Source organism: Rhizobium mongolense USDA 1844 (assembly GCF_000419765.1).
Taxonomy (GTDB): Bacteria; Pseudomonadota; Alphaproteobacteria; order Rhizobiales; family Rhizobiaceae; genus Rhizobium; species Rhizobium mongolense.
Genome location: NZ_ATTQ01000008.1, coordinates 62,498 through 84,735 on the forward strand (window position 1 = coordinate 62,498; position 22,238 = coordinate 84,735).

Annotated in this window: 19 protein-coding genes and 2 pseudogenes; 14 read left to right on the plus strand and 7 right to left on the minus strand. The window is 61.0% G+C overall.

Annotated features, from left to right (window positions below):
* Positions 1-22: 22 nt before the first annotated feature.
* The 6 genes from A3C3_RS0116865 to A3C3_RS0116890 all read left to right on the plus strand — a co-directional run bounded on the left by A3C3_RS0116865 (position 23) and on the right by A3C3_RS0116890 (position 5,430).
* A complete protein-coding gene (locus tag A3C3_RS0116865) occupies positions 23-1,243 on the plus strand; it encodes an NAD-dependent epimerase/dehydratase family protein (RefSeq protein ID WP_022715759.1) in 1,221 nt (406 codons plus the stop codon).
* Between the two features lie 2 nt (positions 1,244-1,245).
* Entirely contained in the window at positions 1,246-2,103 is an 858-nt protein-coding gene (locus A3C3_RS0116870) for a glycosyltransferase (protein ID WP_022715760.1), read from the plus strand.
* A complete protein-coding gene (locus tag A3C3_RS0116875; protein ID WP_022715761.1) occupies positions 2,100-2,999 on the plus strand; it encodes an NAD-dependent epimerase/dehydratase family protein in 900 nt (299 codons plus the stop codon). Before A3C3_RS0116870 ends, A3C3_RS0116875 begins: the two co-directional genes overlap by 4 nt.
* Positions 3,000-3,055: 56 nt before the next feature.
* A complete protein-coding gene (locus tag A3C3_RS0116880; protein ID WP_028739718.1) occupies positions 3,056-3,652 on the plus strand; it encodes a 5-formyltetrahydrofolate cyclo-ligase in 597 nt (198 codons plus the stop codon).
* Between the two features lie 3 nt (positions 3,653-3,655).
* Entirely contained in the window at positions 3,656-4,480 is an 825-nt protein-coding gene (locus A3C3_RS0116885) for a TIGR00282 family metallophosphoesterase (RefSeq protein WP_022715763.1), read from the plus strand.
* Positions 4,481-4,590: 110 nt separating this feature from the next.
* Positions 4,591-5,430 (plus strand): MBL fold metallo-hydrolase, encoded by an 840-nt coding sequence (locus A3C3_RS0116890; protein ID WP_022715764.1) that lies wholly within the window; start codon positions 4,591-4,593, stop codon positions 5,428-5,430.
* 40 nt (positions 5,431-5,470) lie between these two features.
* On the opposite strand, the gene A3C3_RS0116895 is transcribed toward A3C3_RS0116890, so the two are convergent.
* On the minus strand, positions 5,471-5,974 hold the full coding sequence (locus A3C3_RS0116895) for a pyridoxamine 5'-phosphate oxidase family protein (RefSeq protein WP_022715765.1): 504 nt from the start codon (positions 5,972-5,974) through the stop codon (positions 5,471-5,473).
* 175 nt (positions 5,975-6,149) lie between these two features.
* Between A3C3_RS0116895 and A3C3_RS0116900 the strand changes: the two genes are divergently transcribed.
* Positions 6,150-6,896 (plus strand): YebC/PmpR family DNA-binding transcriptional regulator, encoded by a 747-nt coding sequence (locus A3C3_RS0116900; RefSeq protein ID WP_022715766.1) that lies wholly within the window; start codon positions 6,150-6,152, stop codon positions 6,894-6,896.
* 185 nt (positions 6,897-7,081) lie between these two features.
* Here the strand turns inward: A3C3_RS0116900 and A3C3_RS0116905 are convergent, their stop codons facing one another.
* Both A3C3_RS0116905 and A3C3_RS0116910 read right to left on the minus strand, forming a co-directional pair.
* Complete coding sequence (locus tag A3C3_RS0116905) at positions 7,082-8,083, minus strand: LLM class flavin-dependent oxidoreductase (RefSeq protein WP_022715767.1); 1,002 nt, start codon at positions 8,081-8,083, stop codon at positions 7,082-7,084.
* A gap of 127 nt (positions 8,084-8,210) precedes the next feature.
* Positions 8,211-10,529: a methyl-accepting chemotaxis protein gene (locus tag A3C3_RS0116910; RefSeq protein WP_022715768.1), complete on the minus strand. Its 2,319-nt coding sequence runs from the start codon at positions 10,527-10,529 to the stop codon at positions 8,211-8,213.
* A 235-nt stretch (positions 10,530-10,764) separates the two neighbouring features.
* Between A3C3_RS0116910 and ruvC the strand changes: the two genes are divergently transcribed.
* From ruvC to A3C3_RS0116950, 7 genes and pseudogenes are all read left to right on the plus strand, one after another.
* A complete protein-coding gene (gene ruvC / locus A3C3_RS0116915; protein WP_022715769.1) occupies positions 10,765-11,277 on the plus strand; it encodes a crossover junction endodeoxyribonuclease RuvC in 513 nt (170 codons plus the stop codon).
* Between the two features lie 231 nt (positions 11,278-11,508).
* On the plus strand, positions 11,509-11,919 hold the full coding sequence (locus A3C3_RS0116925; RefSeq protein ID WP_022715770.1) for a type II toxin-antitoxin system VapC family toxin: 411 nt from the start codon (positions 11,509-11,511) through the stop codon (positions 11,917-11,919).
* Positions 11,920-11,931: 12 nt separating this feature from the next.
* Positions 11,932-12,546: a Holliday junction branch migration protein RuvA gene (gene ruvA / locus A3C3_RS0116930; protein ID WP_022715771.1), complete on the plus strand. Its 615-nt coding sequence runs from the start codon at positions 11,932-11,934 to the stop codon at positions 12,544-12,546.
* Between the two features lie 76 nt (positions 12,547-12,622).
* Positions 12,623-13,663 carry a Holliday junction branch migration DNA helicase RuvB gene (ruvB, locus tag A3C3_RS0116935; RefSeq protein WP_022715772.1) on the plus strand — a complete coding sequence of 347 codons (1,041 nt, stop codon included), beginning with the start codon at positions 12,623-12,625 and terminating at the stop codon, positions 13,661-13,663.
* A pseudogene (locus A3C3_RS46120) lies at positions 13,664-13,762 on the plus strand (metallophosphoesterase); the annotation flags it as partial. It abuts the gene before it with no gap.
* Positions 13,747-14,013, plus strand: a pseudogene (locus tag A3C3_RS47100) (NUDIX hydrolase); the annotation flags it as partial. The pseudogenes A3C3_RS46120 and A3C3_RS47100, both read left to right, overlap by 16 nt.
* 45 nt (positions 14,014-14,058) lie before the next feature.
* Positions 14,059-14,622, plus strand: a complete 564-nt coding sequence (locus tag A3C3_RS0116950; RefSeq protein WP_022715775.1) for a DinB family protein — start codon at positions 14,059-14,061, stop codon at positions 14,620-14,622.
* Here A3C3_RS0116950 and A3C3_RS0116955 read toward each other — a convergent pair.
* The 4 genes from A3C3_RS0116955 to gnd all read right to left on the minus strand — a co-directional run bounded on the left by A3C3_RS0116955 (position 14,619) and on the right by gnd (position 22,148).
* Positions 14,619-15,998, minus strand: coding sequence for a virulence factor family protein (locus A3C3_RS0116955; protein ID WP_022715776.1), 1,380 nt, complete (start codon positions 15,996-15,998; stop codon positions 14,619-14,621). The genes A3C3_RS0116950 and A3C3_RS0116955 overlap by 4 nt on opposite strands.
* Entirely contained in the window at positions 15,995-18,598 is a 2,604-nt protein-coding gene (gene mprF / locus A3C3_RS0116960; RefSeq protein WP_028739719.1) for a bifunctional lysylphosphatidylglycerol flippase/synthetase MprF, read from the minus strand. Before mprF ends, A3C3_RS0116955 begins: the two co-directional genes overlap by 4 nt.
* Positions 18,599-18,849: 251 nt before the next feature.
* Positions 18,850-20,976: a mechanosensitive ion channel family protein gene (locus tag A3C3_RS0116965; protein ID WP_022715778.1), complete on the minus strand. Its 2,127-nt coding sequence runs from the start codon at positions 20,974-20,976 to the stop codon at positions 18,850-18,852.
* Between the two features lie 152 nt (positions 20,977-21,128).
* Positions 21,129-22,148, minus strand: a complete 1,020-nt coding sequence (gene gnd / locus A3C3_RS0116970; protein WP_022715779.1) for a phosphogluconate dehydrogenase (NAD(+)-dependent, decarboxylating) — start codon at positions 22,146-22,148, stop codon at positions 21,129-21,131.
* Positions 22,149-22,238 lie beyond the last annotated feature (90 nt).

Sequence of the window (22,238 nt, forward strand, 5' to 3'; positions counted from 1 at the left end):
TGAACATGCAGGAGGCAATGCGATGAAGATTGCGGTGATGGGCGGAGATGGGTTCATTGGCTGGCCGACATCACTGCATCTCTCAGACGCGGGGCACGACGTCCACATTCTCGACAATCTCTCGCGGCGCTGGATCGACACCGAACTGGGCGTGCAATCGCTGACGCCGATGGATTCCATTCAGGAGCGAACCCGCATCTGGCATGCCGAAACCGGGCGGCGCATCCATTTCAATCTGATCGACCTCGCCAAGGACTACGAGCTTCTCAAGAAGTGGCTTGCCGAAAACCGGCCGGACGCCATCGTCCATTTCGCCGAGCAGCGCGCAGCACCCTATTCGATGAAGAGCGACCGGCACAAGAACTACACCGTCAACAACAATGTCAGCGCTACGCATAACCTTTTGAATGCGCTCGTCGAATTACAGCTCGACGCCCATCTGATCCACCTCGGCACGATGGGCGTCTACGGCTATTCGACCGTCGGCGCCGCGATCCCAGAGGGCTACCTGACCGTCGGCGTCGAAACGGCGGATGGCGACACGGCGCAACAGGAAATCCTCTATCCGTCCAATCCCGGCTCGATCTACCATATGACGAAGTGCCTGGATCAGCTGCTCCTGCAGTTCTATGCGAAGAACGATGCGCTGCGCATCACCGACCTGCACCAGGGCATCGTATGGGGCACACACACGGAGCAGACCTGCCGCCATCCCCAGCTGATCAACCGTTTCGACTATGACGGCGATTACGGCACCGTGCTGAACCGCTTTCTCATCCAGGCCGCGATCGGCTACCCGCTGACCGTGCACGGCACAGGCGGTCAGACGCGCGCCTTCATCCATATCCAGGATTCGGTTCGCTGCATCGAGCTTGCGCTGAAGAACCCACCTGCGCGCGGCTCCCGTGTCGAGATCTTTAACCAGATGACCGAGACGCATCGTGTGCGTGACCTTGCCGAGATGATCTCCAGGATGAGCGGCGCGAAGATCGCCTGGCTTCCCAATCCGCGCAAGGAAGCGCCGGAAAACGATCTGATCGTCAGGAACGAGAAATTCCGCGATCTGGGGCTCGATCCGATCACGCTCGAGGCGGGCTTGCTCAGCGAGATCGTCGACGTCGCCAGGAAATTCGCTTACCGCGTCGACCGCTCCCGCGTTCCTGCCGTCTCCGCGTGGACGAAGGACATCGCCGCCACGATCGACCGCGACCCGGAAGGCAAGCGGCTGAAATCGGTGTCGTGAGCATGGACGTGACCGAGACCGGAGCGGCCACCTCATTAGAAGGCTCGCCTCAGCGCCACGCCTACATCACCCTCGTCACGAATGCCGACTATGCCAAGGGTGCGACCGCGCTTGTGCGCTCCCTGCGGCTCACGAAAACGTCGGCCGATATCGTCGTGCTGCATACCGGCGGCGTTGAGGAAAGCGCCCTCGCCCCGCTTGGCCATCTTGGCTGCCGCCTCATCGCAGTCGCGCACCTGCCGCTTTCCAGCGCCTTCAACGAGCGTCATGCCCGCGGCAAGCTTCATTCCGCCGCCCCCTTCACGAAGGGCCGCAAGCCGGATTTTCATTCGCCGCTCGACAATTTCTGCAAGCTGCGCCTCTGGCAGCTGACCGAATATGAGCGCACCGTCTTCATCGATGCCGATGCTATCGTTTTGAAGAATATCGACAGACTCTTCGGCTACCCCGAATTCTCCGCAGCACCGAATGTCTATGAAACGCTTGCCGACTTCCGCCGCTTGAATTCCGGCGTCTTCGTCGCAAGGCCTTCCGAAGAAACCTTTGGCCGGATGCTCGCCTTGCTCGACCAGCCGGATGCATTCTGGCGACGGACCGACCAGACCTTCCTCGAAGCCTTCTTCCCGGATTGGCACGGCCTCCCCGTCTATTTCAACATGCTGCAATATGTATGGTTCACCATGCCCGCGCTTTGGGACTGGAAGAGTATTTCGGTCCTGCATTACCAGTATGAAAAGCCATGGGAGAAGGATCATCCGAAGGCGGCCAGGCTCAAGCCGCTGATCGATCTCTGGCACTGCGTCCATGCCGGCAATGACCTGCCGGACCTTGCGTCTATGATGAACCCGGAGGCGAAATGAAGGTATTGGTATCCGGCGGAACAGGCTTGGTGGGACGCTATATCGTCGAGGAGCTGCTTGCCGCCGGGTATTCGGTCATCATCGGCGGACGGCGTGCGCCATTGCCACGCCTCTTCTCCCGTCCCGTCGAATTCGCACCGCTTTCGCTCGATCCCGACAAGGACCATATCGAGGCCTTCGACGATGCCTATTTCTTCGTGCATGCCGCGCTCAGCCACCTACCCGGCAAATATCGTGGCGGCGAAGGTGATGATCCGGGTGGCTTCCGTCGGCTAAACCTCGACGGCACTGTGAAGCTATTCGAAACCGCCAAGCGCGCCGGTACCCGCCGCTGCATCTTCATCTCCAGCCGCGCCGCCTATCAGGATGCAGCGCCCGGCACTGTTCTCGCGGAAGACATGCTGCCGGAGCCGGATACGCTTTACGGAGAGTTGAAGCTCGCCGGCGAGCGAGCGCTCGCCGATCTGGCCGGACCGGGCTTTACAACGGCCAGCTTGCGCGCCACGGGAGTCTACGGCGACCTGCTCCCGAACAAATGGACGGCTCTCATCGAGGATTACCTGAGCGGCAGGCCGGCGCCCGTTCGAGCCGGAACGGAAGTTCACGGCCGCGACCTTGGCCGCGCCGTGCGGCTGATGCTGGAGACGGAAAGCGCCCGCGTCTCCGGCGAGGTCTTCAATGTTTCCGATCTTCTTGCCGATACCCGCGATATCTTGTCGGTCGTGCAACAGGAAACCGGCTGTCCCAATCCTCTGCCTGCCTCGGCAGACAAGGCTGCCATCAATCGGATGAGCACCGAAAAGTTGCAAGCACTCGGCTGGCTGCCGGGCGGCAAGGCCCTGTTCGAACAGACGGTCCGGCAACTGGTGGCCCCATTGCAGCACTGGCGACAGTAAACTCCAGCCGCTTTCACGGGATTGCAATGGCCCACCAGCCGTTTATGGTTGGCATTATGCAGCAGACGATATCCAAAGAACAAAAAGCCCAGATGCGCGCCGAACGGCTTGCGCTGCGCGACGCAATCCCCCCAGAGACGCGAATCGAGAAAAGCCTGGCGATGGCGGAGCACGCCGGCGAGGCCGTGGCTTTCGATCCCGGCACGATCATTTCGGGCTTCATGCCCATCCGCTCGGAGGCCGATATCCGGCCGTTGATGGCGCGCTTTGAGGCACGCGGCGCCCGCCTGTGCGTTCCTGCCATCCTCGACAGGCAGACGATCGTCTTCCGTGAGCTCCTGCGCAGCGCGCCGCTGGTTGCAACAGGCTTCGGCACTGCTGGACCGGGACAGGAGGCCACGGTTCTCGATCCGGAAATCATGCTCGTGCCGCTGTCGGCCTTCGACGATCGCGGCCATCGCATCGGCTATGGCGCCGGCCACTACGACCGCGCGATCGGCCGTTTGCGGCAAAAAGGCATGCATCCGAAGCTGATCGGCATTGCATTCGACTGCCAGGAAGTGGCACATGTGCCCGACGAGCCGCATGACATAAGCCTGGATGCCATCCTGACAGAAAGCGGCCTTCGCTTTTTTGCTTCTTGGATCGGATAAGGAATGCGTCTGCTTTTTCTGGGTGACATGGTCGGCAAGACGGGGCGCACGGCTGTATGGGATCGCCTGCCCGGCTTGGTTTCAGACCTGAAACTCGACTTCGTGATCGTCAACGGCGAAAATGCTGCCGGCGGTTTCGGCATCACGGAGGACATCTTCCTCGAGACGATCAATGCCGGCGCCGACGTCGTCACCACCGGAAACCACGTCTGGGACCAGAAGGACGCGGTCGCCTTCGCGGGCCGCCACGACCAGTTCCTGCGCCCGGCGAACTATCCGCAGGGAACGCCCGGCCGCGGTTCAGGGCTCTTTTATGCGCGAAGCGGAGCACGCGTGCTCGTGGCAAACATTATGGGCCGCGTCTTCATGCATCCCGAGCTCGACGATCCTTTCAAATCCGCCGAAGCGATCCTCGATGCCTGCCCGCTGAAGGAACAGGCCGATGCGATCATCTTCGATTTCCATGCGGAGGCCACCAGCGAGAAGCAGTGCTTCGGCCATTTCGTCGATGGACGCGCCAGCTTCGTCGTCGGCACGCATACCCATGTGCCGACCGCCGACCACCAGATCCTCAACGGAGGCACGGCCTATATGTCGGATGCCGGCATGTGCGGCGACTACGACTCCTCACTCGGCATGGACAAGGAAGAGCCCCTCAACCGCTTCATTTCCAAGATGCCGAAGGGACGTATGGAAGCCGCCACTGGCCCTGCCACGATCTGCGGTGTAGGCGTGGAGATTTCCGACTCCACGGGGCTTGCTGAAAAGATCGCGCCACTGCGGATAGGCCCGCGGCTTTCCGAGACCATCCCGGAGTTCTGGCGCTGAGAACACCCGCCGGCAACACGCAATTGTGAGCGGCCCTGCCTGATTTCGGTCTGGACCGATGCGTCCCCTTGTCGCATCCTCGCCGCTCCGTGAAAGCGCCGGAGGGTGGCATGAAGCCGCAATTGCTTATCCTCGCTATCGCATGCCTTGCGCCTCTTGCCCTGCCCCGTGCAGCCGCCGCACAAGGGGAACGGAAGCCCGTTAGCCAATGCCAGGCGATCGCACAGGCAATCCCCAAGGCCAGATTTGCAAGCTTTTCCGGTGAGACGCCGATCGTGCCCGCGGTTTCGGAAGGCGATGACGTCAAGCTGACCTTCCTAGGACATTCCACCTTCGAAATCGAAACGCCGGGCGGCATCGTCATCGCAACGGATTTCAACGGCTGGTACCGGCCGGTCGTGACACCCGACGTGGTGACGATGAACCGGGCGCACTCCACGCATTACACGCTGACCCCGGATCCGGCGATCAAGCAGGTGCTGCACGGCTGGAGCGATGTGCCCGGAGAAAAGGCCGACATCGACCTGATGGTCGGCGATACCTATATCCGCAACGTCACGACGGATATCCGCGGTGGCTACGGCGCGGCGCAACAGGATGGAAATTCGATCTTCATCTTCGAGATCGCCGGGCTCTGCATCGGCCATCTCGGCCATCTGCACTATGAGCTGACCGATGCCCACTACACCGAGATCGGCCGCCTGGACATCGTCATGGTACCGGTCGATGGCGGCCTGACCATGGGCGCCGACAGCATGAGCCGCATCATCAAGCGGCTGCGCTCGTCGCTGATACTGCCGATGCACCGCCGCGGTCCGCCGGTCGAGCGCTTCGTGTCGATGTTCGGCAAGGATTTCGATATCAGCTACGCGCCGGACGACACGATCACCGTTTCCATGCGCTCCCTGCCCAAGAAGCCGCTCATTTATGTGATGAAGGGCGCGCAATAGAAAAGACCCGAAAGCCTGAGACTTCCGCATTTTGCCCGTATCAGGCAAATTGCAGATGACGCTTGATGCCCACTTCCGGCATCTTGTCATCGCTGAGGTTGGCCTTCGCGATCTCCCAGCCGAACTTCAGCTTGCTGCCGGTCGAAACCCAGATTTCGGCGTCGTCCACATGCATGACGAGCATCGTCAGCTTGGGATCTTTCTTGCCCTCCTCGTACCAGGCGGCAACCACCGAATTCCAATATTGCTCGATCCTCGAAGGATCCGGCCGGACCTCGATCTTGCCTGCCAGGCATGCGTGGTAGTCGTGATCCTTGCCGATGACGCAGAAATGCGCACGCGTTCCCGGTTTGACGGCGCGGGCGATGTCGGCATCCGATTTGGTATAGAACCAGATGGTATTGGTTTTCGGATCCGCATGTGGAGCCATCGGCTGCATGTGCATGTCGGCACCATCGATGCCGAGCATTCCTGCGGAAACATCGTTTACCTGATCCCAAAGCTGCCGTGCCGGATGATCGCGCGCTTCACTAAAGCTTGCCATGGCCTTCCCCTTCCGTTCGGGCTTTTCAAGCGTTCAAACGTCACGTCTGCGGCTTTGTTCCGTAGCTTTTCGCCTTCCTGGGGACACAGAGACAAGCTGCTTTCCCCTTGAATGCAGCCCGCTTCGCTCTTATAAGGCCGTCCATTCCGAACAATGAGACGTGAACAGGGGTGCCATGGCTGGCCATTCACAGTTTAAAAATATCATGCATCGCAAAGGCCGTCAGGATGCCGTGCGGTCGAAAATGTTCTCCAAGCTTGCGCGCGAAATCACCGTTGCCGCCAAGGCCGGCCTGCCCGACCCGACGATGAACGCCCGCCTGCGCCTGGCAATCCAGAACGCCAAGGCACAGTCCATGCCGAGGGACAACATCGACCGCGCCATCAAGAAGGCCACAGGTGCCGATAGCGAGAATTACGAAGAAGTCCGCTACGAGGGTTACGGTCCGGGAGGCACGGCGATCATCGTCGAGGCGCTGACCGACAACCGCAACCGCACCGCATCCAACGTCCGCTCGATCTTCACGAAGGCCGGCGGCGCGCTCGGCGAAACCGGCTCGGTTTCCTTCTCCTTCGACCACGTCGGTGAGATCACCTACAAGCCATCCGCCGGCGATCCCGACACGGTCATGGAAGCCGCGATCGAAGCCGGCGCCGATGACGTCGAGACCGACGAGGAAGGCCACACCATCACCTGCGCCTTCGAATCCCTCGGCGAGGTCGCCAAGGCCCTGGAAGGCGCGCTTGGCGAAGCTGAAACCGTCAAGGCCGTCTGGCGCTCCCAGAACAACGTGCCAGTGGACGAAGAAAGGGCCCAGTCGCTGATGAAGCTCATCGACAGCCTGGAAGACGACGACGACGTGCAGAACGTCTATTCGAACTTCGAGGTTTCCGAGGAAGTGCTCGCCAAGCTTTCGGCCTGAGCATTCGAACGAACGAACAAAAGACCCGGCTGCGGAAACGCTGCCGGATCTTTTTGCTTTCAGGCGTGATGTTGGGCGCCGAGCAACGCAGCCGATATATGCAACCACCCGCTACTTCTTGGGCGCGTAAGACTCATTCACAGAAATGAGGGAAGAAGCCGGGGAGGCTTCGCAGCTCCAGGACCTTAAGCCGCAACACGCATGAAATTCCCCATTCCCGCAAACAGCTCGACCGACTTCAGCCGCGCCTCGATGTCGTGGATCGGCATGGAGATGATGAGTTCGTCCGCCCCTGTCTCCTTCAGGAATTCGGTGAGCTTCGCCTCGGACGTCTTCGGCGAACCCACGACCGCATAGCGCAGCGTGTGCTCGACATTCAGTTTCTCCATCTGCGACCAGAAGCCTTCCATGTCCTCGACCGGCCGCGGGAACGGGCCACGGACGTTGCGGCGCAGGTTGACGAACTGCTGCTGGGCAGAGGTGAAATGATATTGCGCCTCCTCGTCCGTCGACGCGACGGAACCCATGACGCCGGCCATGACGTAAGGCTGGTCGAGCGAGGCTGAGGGTTGGAACTTGCTGCGGTAGATATCGATCGCATCGAGCAGCGAATCCGGCGCGAAATGCGAGGCGAAGGCATAGGGCAGGCCGAGCATCGCCGCGAGCTGGGCGCTATAAAGACTGGAGCCGAGAAGCCAGATCGGCACATGCGAATTGTGGCCCGGAACGGCAAGGATCGCCTGGTTCTCGACCGGCGCGCCTAATAGCTGCTGCAGCTCGACGATATCGTTCGGAAAGTTGTGGGCGCCTGTCTCCAGATTTCGGCGGAGCGCCTGTGCCGTGCGCATATCCGTACCCGGTGCGCGGCCGAGCCCGAGATCGACCCGGCCCGGAAAAAGCGCCGCCAATGTGCCGAACTGCTCGGCGATCACCAGCGGTGAGTGATTGGGCAGCATGATTCCGCCCGAGCCGATACGGATCCGTTTCGTTGCGGCACCGACATGGCCGATGACCACCGCAGTCGCGGCACTTGCAACCCCCGGCATGCCGTGATGCTCCGCCAGCCAGAAGCGCTTGTAGCCGCACTCCTCCGCCTTCTGGGCCATGCGCGCCGAGCCTTCGAAGGATTGCTGGATCGTCGTGCCTTCGGCAACGGGCGAAAGATCGAGAATGGAAAAGGGAACCATAGGAAAAACCTGCCGGTGATTGGAAGGACAGGTCTATGTAGGTTCTGGAATCGCTCATTCCAAATCCCGCGGACGAAGAAAAGGGCCGGTTTCCCGACCCCCGATCTCTTCGCTTCGCTTGCTCCGTTTATCGGCGTTGCCGGAGAACATGAACCTCGGCGCTGTGATGGTAATGGTCTTGAGGCAGCGTGAAGTTGCCGAGCTGACGGTCCATCTCCACAGCCTCGGCCGCAAGGCGGTGGATCGCGGCTGTCGTTTCCTCGACCATGGCGGCATTCTGCTGCGTCATCGAATCGAGCTCGGAAACGGACGTGTTGATCTGGCGGAGCGTATCCGCCTCTTCGCGGGTCGATTCCATAATCTCGTTGATTTGGCCGTTGATCGCTTCCACATGGCTGCCGATGCCGGTCAGAGCCACCCCTGCCCGCTCGACAAGCGCCACGCCGGTCTCGACTTCGCGGGTCGACTTCTGCAGCAGGCTCGCGATTTCCTTGGCTGCGCTCGAGGAGCGCTGCGCCAGCTCGCGCACTTCCATTGCCACAACTGCGAACCCCTTGCCGGATTCCCCCGCGCGGGCGGCTTCGACGCCGGCATTAAGCGCCAGCAGGTTGGTCTGGAAGGCGATGTCGTCGATGACGGAGATGATCGTATTGATCTGCCGCGAGGAGGATTGGATTGCTTCCATCGCTGCGATTGTCTCGCGCATGATCTGGCTGGAGCCGGTGGTCTCCTTCTTCGCGTCGCGGGCAATGCGCTCCGCCTGTTCGGCGCGTTGGATCTGGACACGAACGGACTGGGTGATCGCGTCGATCGCATTGGCCGTTTCGGTGATCGAAGCAGCCTGGCGCTCGGTGCGTCCGGCGAGGTCGTCGGCTCCGGTCCGCATCTCTTCCGAGCCCGACCGTACAGCCATAGAGTTGCCGCCGATCGCCGTCATCGTTTCGCTGAGCGTGGCGAGCGCCTCGTTGAAGTTGACGCGCAGGCTTTCAAGCTCGTTGGGGAAGCGTGTTTCGATCTGGTAGGCAAGATCGCCGTTCGCCAGATGGTGCAGACCCTCGTCCAGTGCCTGGACGACATCCTGCAAGGTTCTCGCTTCCGCTTCGCGCAGAGCAAGGTTTTCCTGACGGTCGCGCTCGGCGCGGGCGCGGGTTTCGGCGCTTGCCGCTTCCAGCTCGCGGCTTTCGATCAGTGATTGCCTGAAGCGGGCGAGCGCCTTGGCCATCGTGCCGATTTCGTCCTGGCGGGTCTGGCTGCCGATCTCGACATCCAGCTTGCCGTCGGCCACATCGCGGGTATTTCCAGCGAGGCGGGAGAGTGGCGAGAAGAGCAGCTTGGTGATGAGGCCGGTGGCGATCGCCATGACGACAAGCGCTGCAAGGCCGATCATGGTCAGCAGCGTCGCGATCTCGATCGAACCAGCATTGAGCTCGCTGACGAGCACGCTTTCGACGACGAGGAACCGCTCGCCCTGATAGGTGATAGAGCGGACATAGGCCCGGGCGGTGCCGTCGGGGCGCGCAAAGTCGTCGACCGTCATGCCGTTGCTGCTTGCAAGCGCATCCTTCATGAAGGTGAACGGCGCCGTGTCGAGCGTCGCAAGCCGGCCTTCGGCATTGAGCCCCACGGCAGAACCGTCACTGGAAATAATGGCCGCCTGAGCCGTGCTGCCGGAAACGATCCCCTTTTCCAGGATGCTGGTGATGATATCATCGCGCACCTTGAAGAGGATGATGCCCTTCGGCTGACCGAGCTTGATGATCGGCACTGCGTAGAAGATCGCCGACTTGCCGTTGGAGGCATCAACGCGCAGGCCCGAAAATGCAGTCGGCGCGGAATCGTCCGTTGCCTTCCCCGTGTTCTCGATCGCCTTTGCAAACGCAATACCCGCACCTGTCGCCTTCCATGCATCAGCCTTCAGGTTTTCGGCAAAATTGTCGTCCTTTTTGTAGGAATAGAGAACCGAGCCATCGAGATCGGCGATCAGCAGGTCGCTGAAGGCGGTGTTCTCCAGGTCGCGCGCAACTTCGCCCTGCGTCTTTTCGTGGTTGGAGTAGTAGAAGCCGCTTGGTCCTTCCGGCTTCATCAGCTTTTCACGCTGATCGGCCGGGTTCGGATTGTTGGTGATGAATACCTCCTTGAGTTCGCCGCGCGCGTCGCCCGACGATTTTTCGATCGTCTTCCAGCCGCTCTTCAGGCTGGTGATCGACATCTGCAGCGCCTCGATGCGCGCGATGGAACTCGCCTGATTTTCGAGCTGTTCCAGTTGGTCCTGCAGCATGTCGCCGCGGAAGATGAGAACGCTTTCTTTGGCCTTCAGCGCCTGCGCATCTGAAATGCGGCTGCTGGTGAAATAGCCGAGAACACTGATCGTGCTCACAGCCAGTGCCGTAAGCAGGATGAATGTCGCGATAACCTTAAAGGACAGGGACTGAAATCTCTGAGCCATGACAACGAACCCTTCCGGAGCGGCTTGGCGGCAGCGCAAACCCGCCACCTTGACCGAAAACAGAACACGGGGAGCCTTAACCCTTTGCAAAAAGGCAGCTCCTCTCACATTTGAACGGGTAGCTTTCAGGCATTGGATTTAATTCGTGGTAAACGGCGCCTTATAAAGGGACGTAATGTTTTTGTTTTGTTCACATATCGGTGGCAGTTATTTTGCAACCGCAATAAGGTGAGCCATGCAAAATACGATTCGCATCATCGGCATCGACCCGGGCCTTCGCCGCACCGGCTGGGGAATTATCGACACACTCGGCAATTCGCTACGCTTCGTGGCCTCCGGAACGGTGACCTCGGACGGCGAGATGGACCTCGCCTCCCGCCTCTGCCAGCTGCATGACGGGCTCGCCGAAATCGTGCATGGCTACAAGCCGGATGAGGCGGCGGTCGAGCAGACCTTCGTCAACAAGGATGCGGTTGCGACGCTGAAGCTCGGTCAGGCCCGCGGCATCGCGATGCTCGTGCCGGCACGCGCCGGGCTCCAGGTATCGGAATATGCACCCAACGCCGTCAAGAAGGCCGTCATCGGCGTCGGCCACGGCGAGAAGCAGCAAATCCACATGATGCTGAAAATCCTGATGCCGAAAGTCGAATTCAAGGGCAACGACGCCGCTGACGCGCTTGCCATCGCCATCTGCCACGCCCATAACCGCGGCAGCAGCCGGATGCGCCAAGCGGCATTGGCCGGCTGACATGCGTTCTTGACTTGTTCTCTTTTTCAGTTAGGTAATACACACGGGGATCGGCCCTGGATCGGAAGTGGATTTCATCGCCTCCGGAGCGTGGGCCGTAATCGTCAAGATTGAGAACGGCGGAGCAAATCCGATTCGCAATTTCGGTGATTGGGCGCGCCGCGTTCAAGGAACGGTTGATCTCGGCGGAAGGACGACGGATGAGTATATCGAATGGTTGAGGGGCCCCACGTGACGATCTCGACCCTCGTTGACACCAATATCTTTATCGACATCCTGGGGCCCGATACCGCCGAACGGCAATGGTCGCTGAAGTCCCTGAAGCAATGCGTGATTGACGGTGATCTGGTAACGAACGTCGTTATCTGGTCGGAACTCGCCGCCTCGCCTCTGTCCGAGGAGCAGTTGACGTCTGCTTTGTCCTGGCTCGATGTGAAGCGTGAAGCCGTGCCTTTCGAGGCGGCCGGCAAAGCACACCGCCTGTATCGGCGAGCCGGCGGTCAGCGCGAAAGGATACTTCCCGATTTTCTGGTCGGGGCTCATGCCGATTGGCGCCGGCATCGGCTGCTGACCCGTGACGCTGTCCGTTACCTTTCCTATTTCCCATCGCTCGATCTCATCACCCCCGAAACCCATCCCTGACGGACCCCTTTCATGATCGGCAAGCTCAAAGGCACCATCGAAGAAATCGGCGACGACCATGTGCTCGTCGACGTGCACGGCGTCTGCTACGCCGCCCATTGCTCCGGCCGTACGCTATCGAGACTCGGTTCGCCGGGGGAGGCTTGCGTGCTCTTCATCGAGACCTATGTGCGCGAAGACCAGCTGAAGCTCTTCGGCTTCATGACCGCGCTGGAACGCGAATGGTTCAACCTGCTGCAAAGCGTCCAGGGTGTCGGCGCGAAGGTCGCGCTCGCCATTCTCTCCATCCTGACGCCAAGCGAGCTGGCCAATGCGATCGCCCTGCAGGACAAAACCGCCGTCTCCCGCGCACAGGGGGTCGGCCCGAAGGTTGCGGTCCGTATCGTCACCGAATTGAAGAACAAGGCGCCCGCCTTTGCCGGCGAGGCGATCAATATCGGCCTCAAGCAGGAACTCGGTGAAGGTGTTGCTTCGGCCCCGGTCTCCGATGCCGTCTCGGCGCTGACGAACCTTGGCTATTCACGTGATCAGGCCGCCAACGCCGTCGCTGCGGCCATGAAGACGGCAGGCGAAGGTGCTGACAGTGCCAAGCTGATCAGGTTGGGTCTCAAGGAGCTCGCGCGTTAAATCCGCCGTGATTTGATGCAAAAGCGGACTGCGTCATGTATGGGTTGAATCCCTATCAAACTGGAAGATTGCCAAGATGAGTGAACCCGCGCGCCTGATATCGCCGGAAAAGCGGGGCGAAGACCTGGATGTGACGCTACGCCCGCAATCGCTGGACGAGTTCACCGGCCAGGCGGAGGCGCGTGCGAACCTGAAGGTCTTCATCGAGGCCGCCAAGAACCGCGGCGAGGCGCTGGACCATGTCCTCTTCGTGGGGCCGCCGGGCCTCGGCAAGACGACGCTCGCGCAGATCATGGCCAAGGAGCTTGGCGTCAACTTCCGCTCCACCTCGGGTCCGGTCATCGCCAAGGCAGGCGACCTTGCCGCGCTGCTGACGAATCTCGAAGAGCGCGACGTCCTCTTCATCGATGAAATCCACCGCCTGAATCCGGCCGTCGAGGAAATTCTCTATCCGGCGATGGAAGACTTCCAGCTGGACCTTATCATCGGCGAAGGCCCGGCCGCCCGCTCGGTGAAGATCGATCTCTCGAAATTCACCCTCGTCGCCGCGACCACGCGTCTCGGCCTCTTGACCACGCCGCTCCGCGACCGCTTCGGCATTCCGGTGCGGCTGAGCTTCTATACGGTGGAAGAACTGGAACTGATCGTGCGCCGCGGCGCCCGTCTCATGAACCTGCCGATCGTCGACGACGGCGCCCGCGAAATTGCGCGGCGCGCCCGCGGCACGCCGCGCATCGCCGGCCGCCTGCTTCGCCGCGTGCGCGATTTCGCCGAAGTCGCCAAGGCCGAAGCCGTTACCCGCGAGATAGCCGACGAAGCGCTCACCCGCCTGCTTGTCGACAGTGTCGGCCTCGACCAGCTCGACAAGCGCTATCTCAACATGATCGCCGTCAATTTCGGCGGCGGCCCCGTCGGCATCGAGACGATCGCCGCCGGCCTTTCCGAACCGCGCGACGCGATCGAGGACATCATCGAGCCCTACATGATCCAGCAGGGCTTCATCCAGCGCACGCCGCGTGGCCGCGTGCTGACGGCAACCGCCTGGAAGCATCTCGGCCTGCAGCCACCGAAGGACCTGGAAGCCGCGCAGTTCCGGCTGTTTCAAGAAGACGATTGAGTGATCGCGCGACGCGGATTTCTGAAGATTCTCGGCGGCAGTGTCGCGGGCGTCGCGGCGCTTGGTGGTTATGCCTATGAGCCTGGCACGAGCTTGGCGTTTGTTACCTGATGGAAATCCCGCCCAAGTTTCCATTCAAGTCCGGCGCGATCATCCACCGGATCGAGGATGGCGGCAATTATCTCGAGTTCAAATGGGTGCCTGCGACACGCGGAGCCCTGTCCGCGCTGGATATTCCGCCTATTTCATCGCTGAAGAAATGGAGGGTTGCCTCGCCGCACCATCGTGTCTGGCGCGATTGGAATCTGGATGGCAACGATCAAGCAGACCGCAAAATTGACGCCACATAGATCGGCGCCCTAGCTACGCCCCATTCGCAATGAGGAGGACGCGCCATGCCGAGTTTCGATCCGAGCCGGGTGTTCCGCAAGCTTTCCTATAACAACGCGCTTGCGAACCATCGCCTACTGGCTGCCTGTGCGTCCCTGCATCCGGGCGAGTTCGAGGCGAAGCGCGTGAGCTTCTTTCCCTCGATCAAGTCGACGCTCAACCACATTATCACCGTTGACTGGTTCTATGTCGACGCGCTCGAGGGCGGCACGCTTGGTCCGAAAGCCTGGGAGGTCGAAGAGCCCTTCGATACGGTCGGCTCGCTTGCTGCCGAGCAGCGCAAGGTCGATCAGCGCCTCGTTGCCTTTTGCGAAGCCCTGACCCCGGAAGGGCTTGCAGCGGTGATCGATCTCCAGCGCGCCAGCCGCCTCCAGAAAGAGCGGGTGGACGACGTGCTGAGCCACCTCTTCCAGCATCAGACGCATCATCGCGGCCAGGTGCATGCGATGCTCGCTGGAACCTGCGTAAAGCCGCCGCAGCTCGACGAGTTTATCGTCGATGACGACGCGAAGTTCCGCGGTGTTGAGATTGCCGCCCTCGGCTGGAGCGAAGAGGCGCTGATGCGTTAATCGGCAAGCTGCCCCTTCAGCCGATCGACGATCGTCTTGGTCAGCAGATCGTAGTTCTCGTCGAAATGGTGATCGCCCGGCAGCTCGACGACGTCGGCGGCGCTATTCTTCAATGCGGGGCAGGCAACCTCGTCATCGTCGTCCTTGCCGTAGATGCATTGCACAAGCTTGGGGTCGATGGCTTTCAGATCATCAACCGGGTCGCCGGCAGCACCCTCCGTCTTCTGGCCGAGCCAGCCCATGACGGAAATCACGTAGTCCACCTCGTGGGAGAGCGAGAGCAGCGACACCTGGGCGATCGCCGCTTTGTCCGCGGCTTTGAGCCTGTTGTAGGTGGCGGGCACGATATCGGCACCGAAAGAGTAACCGATCAGAAGAACGTGCTTCACCTTCCATTGCTTGCGATAAAATTCGATAATCTTCGCCAGATCGTCGGCCGTCTCCTGGGGTTGGCGCTCTGACCAGAAATAGTGAAGCGAGTCGACACCGATGACGGGAATGCCCTCTTTCTGCAGTGCCGCACCGACTTCCTTGTCGATATCGCGCCAGCCGCCATCGCCGGAATAGATGATGGCCATGGTGTTCATGGACGGCTTGGCCTCGAGCACGGCAAGCGGCAGTCCGAGCGGATTGTCCGCGCTTCCGGAGGCGGCGATCAGGTCGTCCAGAGTGTCAGAAAGAGCCGTTTCGGCATCATCCCCGACATCGCGGATCTCAATGTCCGGATGATCCTTCTTCAGTGCCTCGGCATGCGCACGGCCATCTTTCGTTGCAGCGGACGTGAAGGCAGCGGTGATGGGGTTCGGAAGGCTGCCTTCGGTGAGGCCGTAGACCATCCGGTCACCCACCGTCTGTTTCGATGCCGGCGTGCAGAGCTGCTGGGTCAGAGGAATGCCGGCAACCGGATCCACGACCAGCGTTTGGCCAATCGTCGCATCCGGCGTCTGCGCAGCAATCGCCAGCGCCAATGCGCCGCCCTCGCTGATACCGGCGATGATCGGCAGATGATAGGCGCTGTTGCCGGCCGCCCGCTGCACCTGCTGGCTGAGCGACTCGATGTCGGAAACCAGATAGATGCAGCCGTCATTCTCGCTGACGTCATATTCGCGGAGGGCATCCATATAGGACGGGAAGTCGACACCGATTACGACGGCTCCCTCCTGCACCAGACTGTCGGCCTCCGCCTTTTCCTTGTCGCCCCAGCCAGCGCCATCCGAAATCAGCATCACCGCGCCTTTGACATCGCCGTCCGGCAAAAAGATGTGCGGTGAAGGAATAAGCCCGGTTTCAAAGCGTTGCGTGGTTTCCTCGGCAGCGACGGCCGGCGCCGTCAGCGCGAAAGCGCACACGGCCGACAGCAGATATCTTCTGATCATTTCCTGACGACTCCCTTCAATCCGCCGCCGATGAGGAGTGTCGCGTCCATCAACGCGATCATCGGATTTCCCCCTCCTGAAACCGCAAGATAGCGCGGCTGCCAGTGCGGATGAAACTTTGATTTGAATGCCCGAAGGCCTTTGAAATTGTAAAAGCGCTCGCCGTGTTCGAAGACGGTGCTGCCGATCCGGTCCCAGACGGGTGCCGTCTCGCGCTTGGACATGCCCGAAAGCGGCGCCATGCCAAGGTTGAAGTGCGTGTAGCCTTCACCGCGCAGATACTCCATGATCCGTACGAAGAGGAAGTCCATCGATCCCTTGGGCGCCTCCGGCGAAAAGCGCATGAGGTCAATCGTACCTTCCGACTTCGTTTCGGTGACGAGGATATTGGCAAAGGCAACGATCCTACCGTCCTTCTTCAAGACGCCGACCGGCTGGACGCTGACGTAGTCCGCCTCGAAGGCACCGAGCGAGAAGCCTTTCTCCTTGGCGTTGTGATGTTCGAGCCAGGCGTTGGAAACCGCAGAGAGCTCGTCGATGACACCCGCTACCTCCTCGGGGGGGATAACTTCGAATTCCAGCCCGTCTCGCTGCGCGCGCGCCGCCGTCTGCCGCAGGTTAGCCCATTTGCCGCCCTTCAGTTCAAAATTCATCAGATCGGCAACGGCCAGTTCGCCGAGCTTGAACGCACGCAGGCCCGCATCGGCGCAGTGGGAGAGAAGCGCTGGAGAAATCTGGTAGAACACGGCCCGGCAACCGGCAGCGCGCGCCGCCTCGACGAAGCGCCAGACGAGTTCCGGCCTTGCGTGCTTTGCCCCTATGGGATCAAAGAGTGCGATCCAGGAGCGCCCCTGCCGGCCATACATGATGAAGGCATCGCCCTCCTCGGAAAACATGATGCTCTTGTCGCCCATGCGCACGAGATTTGCATCGGCATCGTTCTGCGTCCTGACGATCTCGACCGCGCGCCGGAGCGCCTCCTCCGTCGCAGGCTCCGGCTTGAAGGCGGCGGGGCGCAGCAGGCTGAAGATCGCGATTGCCGACGAAATGATCGTGAGGCCGAGAACGGCACGCAGCCCGCGCGGCGCCTCGCCGGCGAATTCGAACTGCCACCAGAGCTCGTTGCTGTATTCCACATCGCGGTAGACGAAGAGCAGGATGACGACCGCGCCCACACAGATCACCGCGATCGCCGTCAACCATGATGCTGTCAGCGTCTGGTTAAGCAGTGAGGCATGACGGGTGAAGAGCCGGCGGCTGACAAAGAGGCTGGAAATAAGGAAGGCAAGGAACACCGCTTCGACAAGCGCTACGGCCTTGAGCAGCGAAAGCGCTAGCGCAGCAAGTGCGGCGATAACCGCCACCAGCCAGGCGCCATCGAGCCGCTGGCCAAGACCGCGCGCGGCGACGAGTAGCGCGAGTCCCATCAGGCTGGAGAGGAAATGCGCTCCTTCGACGATCGGCAGCGGCAGATAGCTGGCGAGGAATTCCAGGTTCTGGTCCGGCGTCGGCGTGACGCTCGAAAAGATCAGCATGACGCCGAGCAGCAGCGTCAGCGCCGAAAGCAGTTGCGGCGTCAGCCGTCCGCCGATGCGCCGGATGCTGGACGCCGCCGGATGATCGGCAAAGCGCCGAAATTCGGTTGCCGACACCGCAAGCACGGCAATCAGAAGCGGCAGCACATGATAGATCAGCCGGTAAAGGACCAGCGAGCCGAGAACCGCGTCGATATTCACCGCGCTGCCGAGCGACGCGATGATGACGGTCTCGAAAACACCGAGACCCGCCGGAACATGACTCAGCACCCCGAGCCCGACAGCAATCGCATAGACGGCAAGGAACACCGGCCAGCCGATCGCCGTTTGCGGCAGCAGAACATAAAGAACCGTGGCTGAAGCCGCGATATCGAAGGCGGTCACTAGGAACTGGCGCGACCATGTGCGCGAATCCGGCAGGCGGATTGCTATCGGACCGATGTGCATCGCCCGACCGTCGCGTCCAAGCACGAGAAGCGCGCCAAGAGCCGCGATGATCACGCCCGCGACCAGCCGGAGCAGCAATGCGCTCGTTCCCACCAGAGGTGCGATTTCATCGGCGATGATCATCAATGCGATCGATGCGACCCCTGCCAGGCCAAGCCCGAAAGACAGCGTGACGAACGCAATGACGCGGCCGATATCTTCCGGCGTCAGGCCGAGACGCGAATAAGCGCGATAGCGGATCGCCCCGCCGCTCAACGCGCCGAAGCCCGCCGTGTTGCCGACCGCATAAGCGCTGAAAGCCGTCAGGGCTACATGCGGAAATGGCAGCCTCTTGCCGATGTAGTCGATGGCATTGAGATCGTAGACAATCAGCGCCAGGAAGCTCAATCCGGTAAAGAGAAGCGCAAGCAGAATGGCGCTGGGGCGCGTATTGGCGAGCGCTGCGACGACGTCCTCGTAGCGCACCTCATCCGTAAGCTGGACGACGGCATATCCGACGATGCAGAAAACAAGAAGCGTGGCGAGCGCCACCAGGTGGGGCCGATAACGCCGCAGGAACCCGCGCGCACCCCGGCTCTCCGCGACTTCGATCTCTTCCAAGCTGCCGTCACTCGCCATCTCTACCTGCCGCTTTGCCGTCTGGCGGATCATTCCGGGAGACGAAGCATACGCGGCATTCAAGCTCTGCGAGCTAATACCGGACGATACCCCACCGCCGTCATTTGCCTCTCACTCGGCTTGAATTGGGGCAGAATTAGCGCCGTGAAACGCAATGGAACATTGCATTTTCGTAAGGTTTGACAATCCAAGAGCAAGATCAGTCAAGGCCTGCGTCCGTGCCGCACTGCCCGACACAAGCCTCGGAATATTCAGCTCACGGCCTCGCTCGCAGTATCCGGCTTTTGCGTCACATGGCGCGCCGCCGCCGCACGCGCCTCGGCCTCGCGCCCATCGCCGGCGACCTGTACGGTCGGCACTGCGAATTCAATGCCATTCTCCTTGAAGGCATTGCGGATCATCGCCAGTGCGTTGCGGCGGATGACGAATTGCTCGCCCGGCTTGGTCATCATCGACAGCCGGAGCTCAATCGCGAATTCTCCGAATTGCTCGACGCCCTTCATCTTCAGCGTCTCGATGATATGCGGCCCGAATTCGGGATTCTCGAGCAATTGCTGTCCGATCTGCTTGATGACCTTCTTCGCTTTGACGAGGTCAGTATCGTAGGTCACGTTGAGACTGATCTTGTCGATCGTCCAGTCGCGGTTGAGGTTCTTGACCGCGCCGAGTTCGCCGAAGGGCACGGTCGTCAGTGGTCCGCGGTGATGGCGGAGTTTCACTGAGCGCAGGCTGAAGGCCTCGACCACGCCCTTGTGGCTGCCGCTCTCGATATACTCGCCGACGCGGAAGGCATCGTCCCACAGATAGAACATGCCACTGATGACATCCTTGACGATCGCTTGCGCTCCAAAACCCACCGCAACGCCGACGACGCCGGCACCGGCGATCAAGGGCGCGATCTGGATGCTGAGACCGGCGAGCACCATCAAGACGGCGATAACGGCGATAACGACAGCAAGGATGTTACGAAAAATCGGCAGCAGCGTTTGCAGCCGCGCGCGCCTCGCCTTTTCCTCATCCGTGGCGCCATCGGCAAGCGGGGCATCCGCAAGCTTGCTGTTGATAAAGGCCTTCACGAGATGCCAGAACAGATCGGCTGCAAGCAGAATGACGACACCACCGATGACGCCGCGAGCGATGCGATCCACCATCGTCTCGCCGGCGGCCATCGTATCGGCTCCAACGCCAATCATCCGCCCCAGCCACACAGCTGCCAACGCGATGATGACCGCCCTGACGCCGCGGTCAAGCAACACTGCTGCCATGCTGCGCTTTGCAAGGAAACCCGCTTCAGCCTGATGCAGCGCACGGACAGAAATCGTGGCGATGGCGAGCACTTTCGGCAATATCAGCGCATAGATGCCGAGCCAAAGCAACCCGGCGAAGCCGGTGACCCACAGCACCCAAAGCAAGACGAAATAAAGCGTCAGCGCCCACGATGTCGCAGGACTGCGGCGTGCACCGCCTGCCGGTCGCGACCAAACAGCCTCGGTGGCAATCAGAAACAATCCGATACCAAGAACATAGGCAACGAAATAGCGCGATGCGCTGGAAAAGCCGAGCGGCGCCAACACCTGGATGACGGCCCACCCGAAGGCGAAATAGATGACGAATACCGCCGAGCGCCGGAACCAGAAAAGCGCTTCTGCGCGAGAGACCTCGCGTTCACCATCGGCCCTTGGAAGCGTCACCAAAGCAACCAGCAGCCTTCCAAGCGAGATAACAAAGCGTGCGGCCACCAGCGCAATCGTCACGGCGATGGCCATCGACTGACTGACCGGCGGCCAGTTCAACACAAGAAGGGCGACGAGCGTTGCGATCATGAAGACGATAGCTGGTACGAGGCGATAGAACAGATTGACCCCTGCGTGATAAAGCCCCGCCGGCTCCTCGGCATCCACGCGCCGAATGCGCGGGCGCGGTGCAACCGCACGGAAAAGCAATTCAGCCAGGGGACCTGCAAGGAAAAGAGCCACGGTCTGAACCAGGATCCGGCCGACGCCTACGGGCTCCACCTCCCGGTCGACAATACCGGATGCGCTTGCGACCTCGTCCGGCAGGGCCATTGGGGCTTGCGACACCATCTCGACATGACGGCGTACGTGCTCGAGCAAATCCGAAAGCACGGACATCTGCTCTTCAGGCGCTGCTGCGGCTGGAGCAGATGGCGCCGCATTCGTCTGCGCCGACATCCATTTCTGGACTTCGGGGGCCTGCATCAGTTCCATTATCTGGCGCACTTTGTCCGGCGGCGGCCCGGCCGGATCCGCGGCAGGTGCTGGCGTTTGTCCACTAGTCGCGCCGGAAAAGGCCGTCAAAATCACCAAAGAGAGAAGAAACGCCCAAAGACCGCGCCCCACGAACCTTGAACCCGACATGATGCCGCCCCTCCGGTGTGATCCCGCATCAACCATATCGCGTGCACAGCCATAGGCAATGGGCCCATGAAAACCCCCCCGAAGGTTGTTGTCCAACTTTATGGGATCAGTTCACCGGGGATGCGGGCTTGTCGCGCTTGAGGCTTGGGGCCTCAGGCTTTCGGCTTTTCCACATGGCCGCCGAAGCCGGCGCGCATGGCGGAAAGCACCTTGTTGGCGAACTCGTCATTGTCGCGCGAGGAAAATCGGCCATAGAGCGCAGCGCTCAGCACCGGCGTCGGCACGCTTTCGTCGATAGCTGCCATGATCGTCCAGCGGCCTTCGCCTGAATCCGAAACGCGGCCGGCAAATTTCATCAGCGCCGGATCGGCATGCAGCGCGTCCGAGGTCAAATCGAGAAGCCACGAGGTGATGACGCTGCCGCGCCGCCATACTTCGGCGACATCCTGCAGGTTGAAGTCGTAACGATAGTGCTCCGGGTGGGAGAGAGGCGCGGTTTCGGCATCCGCTTCATGCGCCGCAGCACCGATATTCGCGCGCTTCAGGATGTTCAGCCCCTCTGCATAAGCGGCCATCAGGCCGTATTCGATGCCGTTGTGAACCATCTTGACGAAATGGCCTGCGCCGTGAGCACCGCAATGCAGATAGCCCTGCTCCGCCGTGCTGTTCGGGTCAGGCGCGCGGTTTGCCGACGGCGGCGTGCTGCCGGCACCAGGGGCCAGCGAGGCGAAGATCGGCGAAAGGCTCTGCACGATGCCCTTTTCGCCGCCGATCATCAGGCAATAGCCGCGCTCCAGACCGAAGACGCCGCCGCTGGTGCCCACATCGACATAGTGGATGCCCTTAGTGATCAGCTCGGCGCCGCGGCGGATATCGTCGTGATAATAAGAATTGCCGCCATCGACGATAATATCGTCGTCGTGCAGCAGTGGCACGAGCTGGGCAATCACCTTGTCGGTGATGGCCGCCGGCAGCATCAGCCAGACGGCGCGCGGGCGGGAAAGCTTCGAGACGAACTCCTCGAGAGAGGCGCTGCCGACCGCGCCTTTTGCGACGAGATCGGCGACGCTCTCCGGCTTCGTGTCATAGACGACGCATTCATGGCCGTCGCGCATCAAGCGCTGGACCATATAATTGCCCATACGGCCCAAACCCACCATGCCAAGCTGCATCTGAAATCTCCTGGAATCCAATCAATTCAACAATTCCGGAAACTAGCACCCACAGTGCAGCAGGCAAGCGACGTCTCTATCACATTAAGG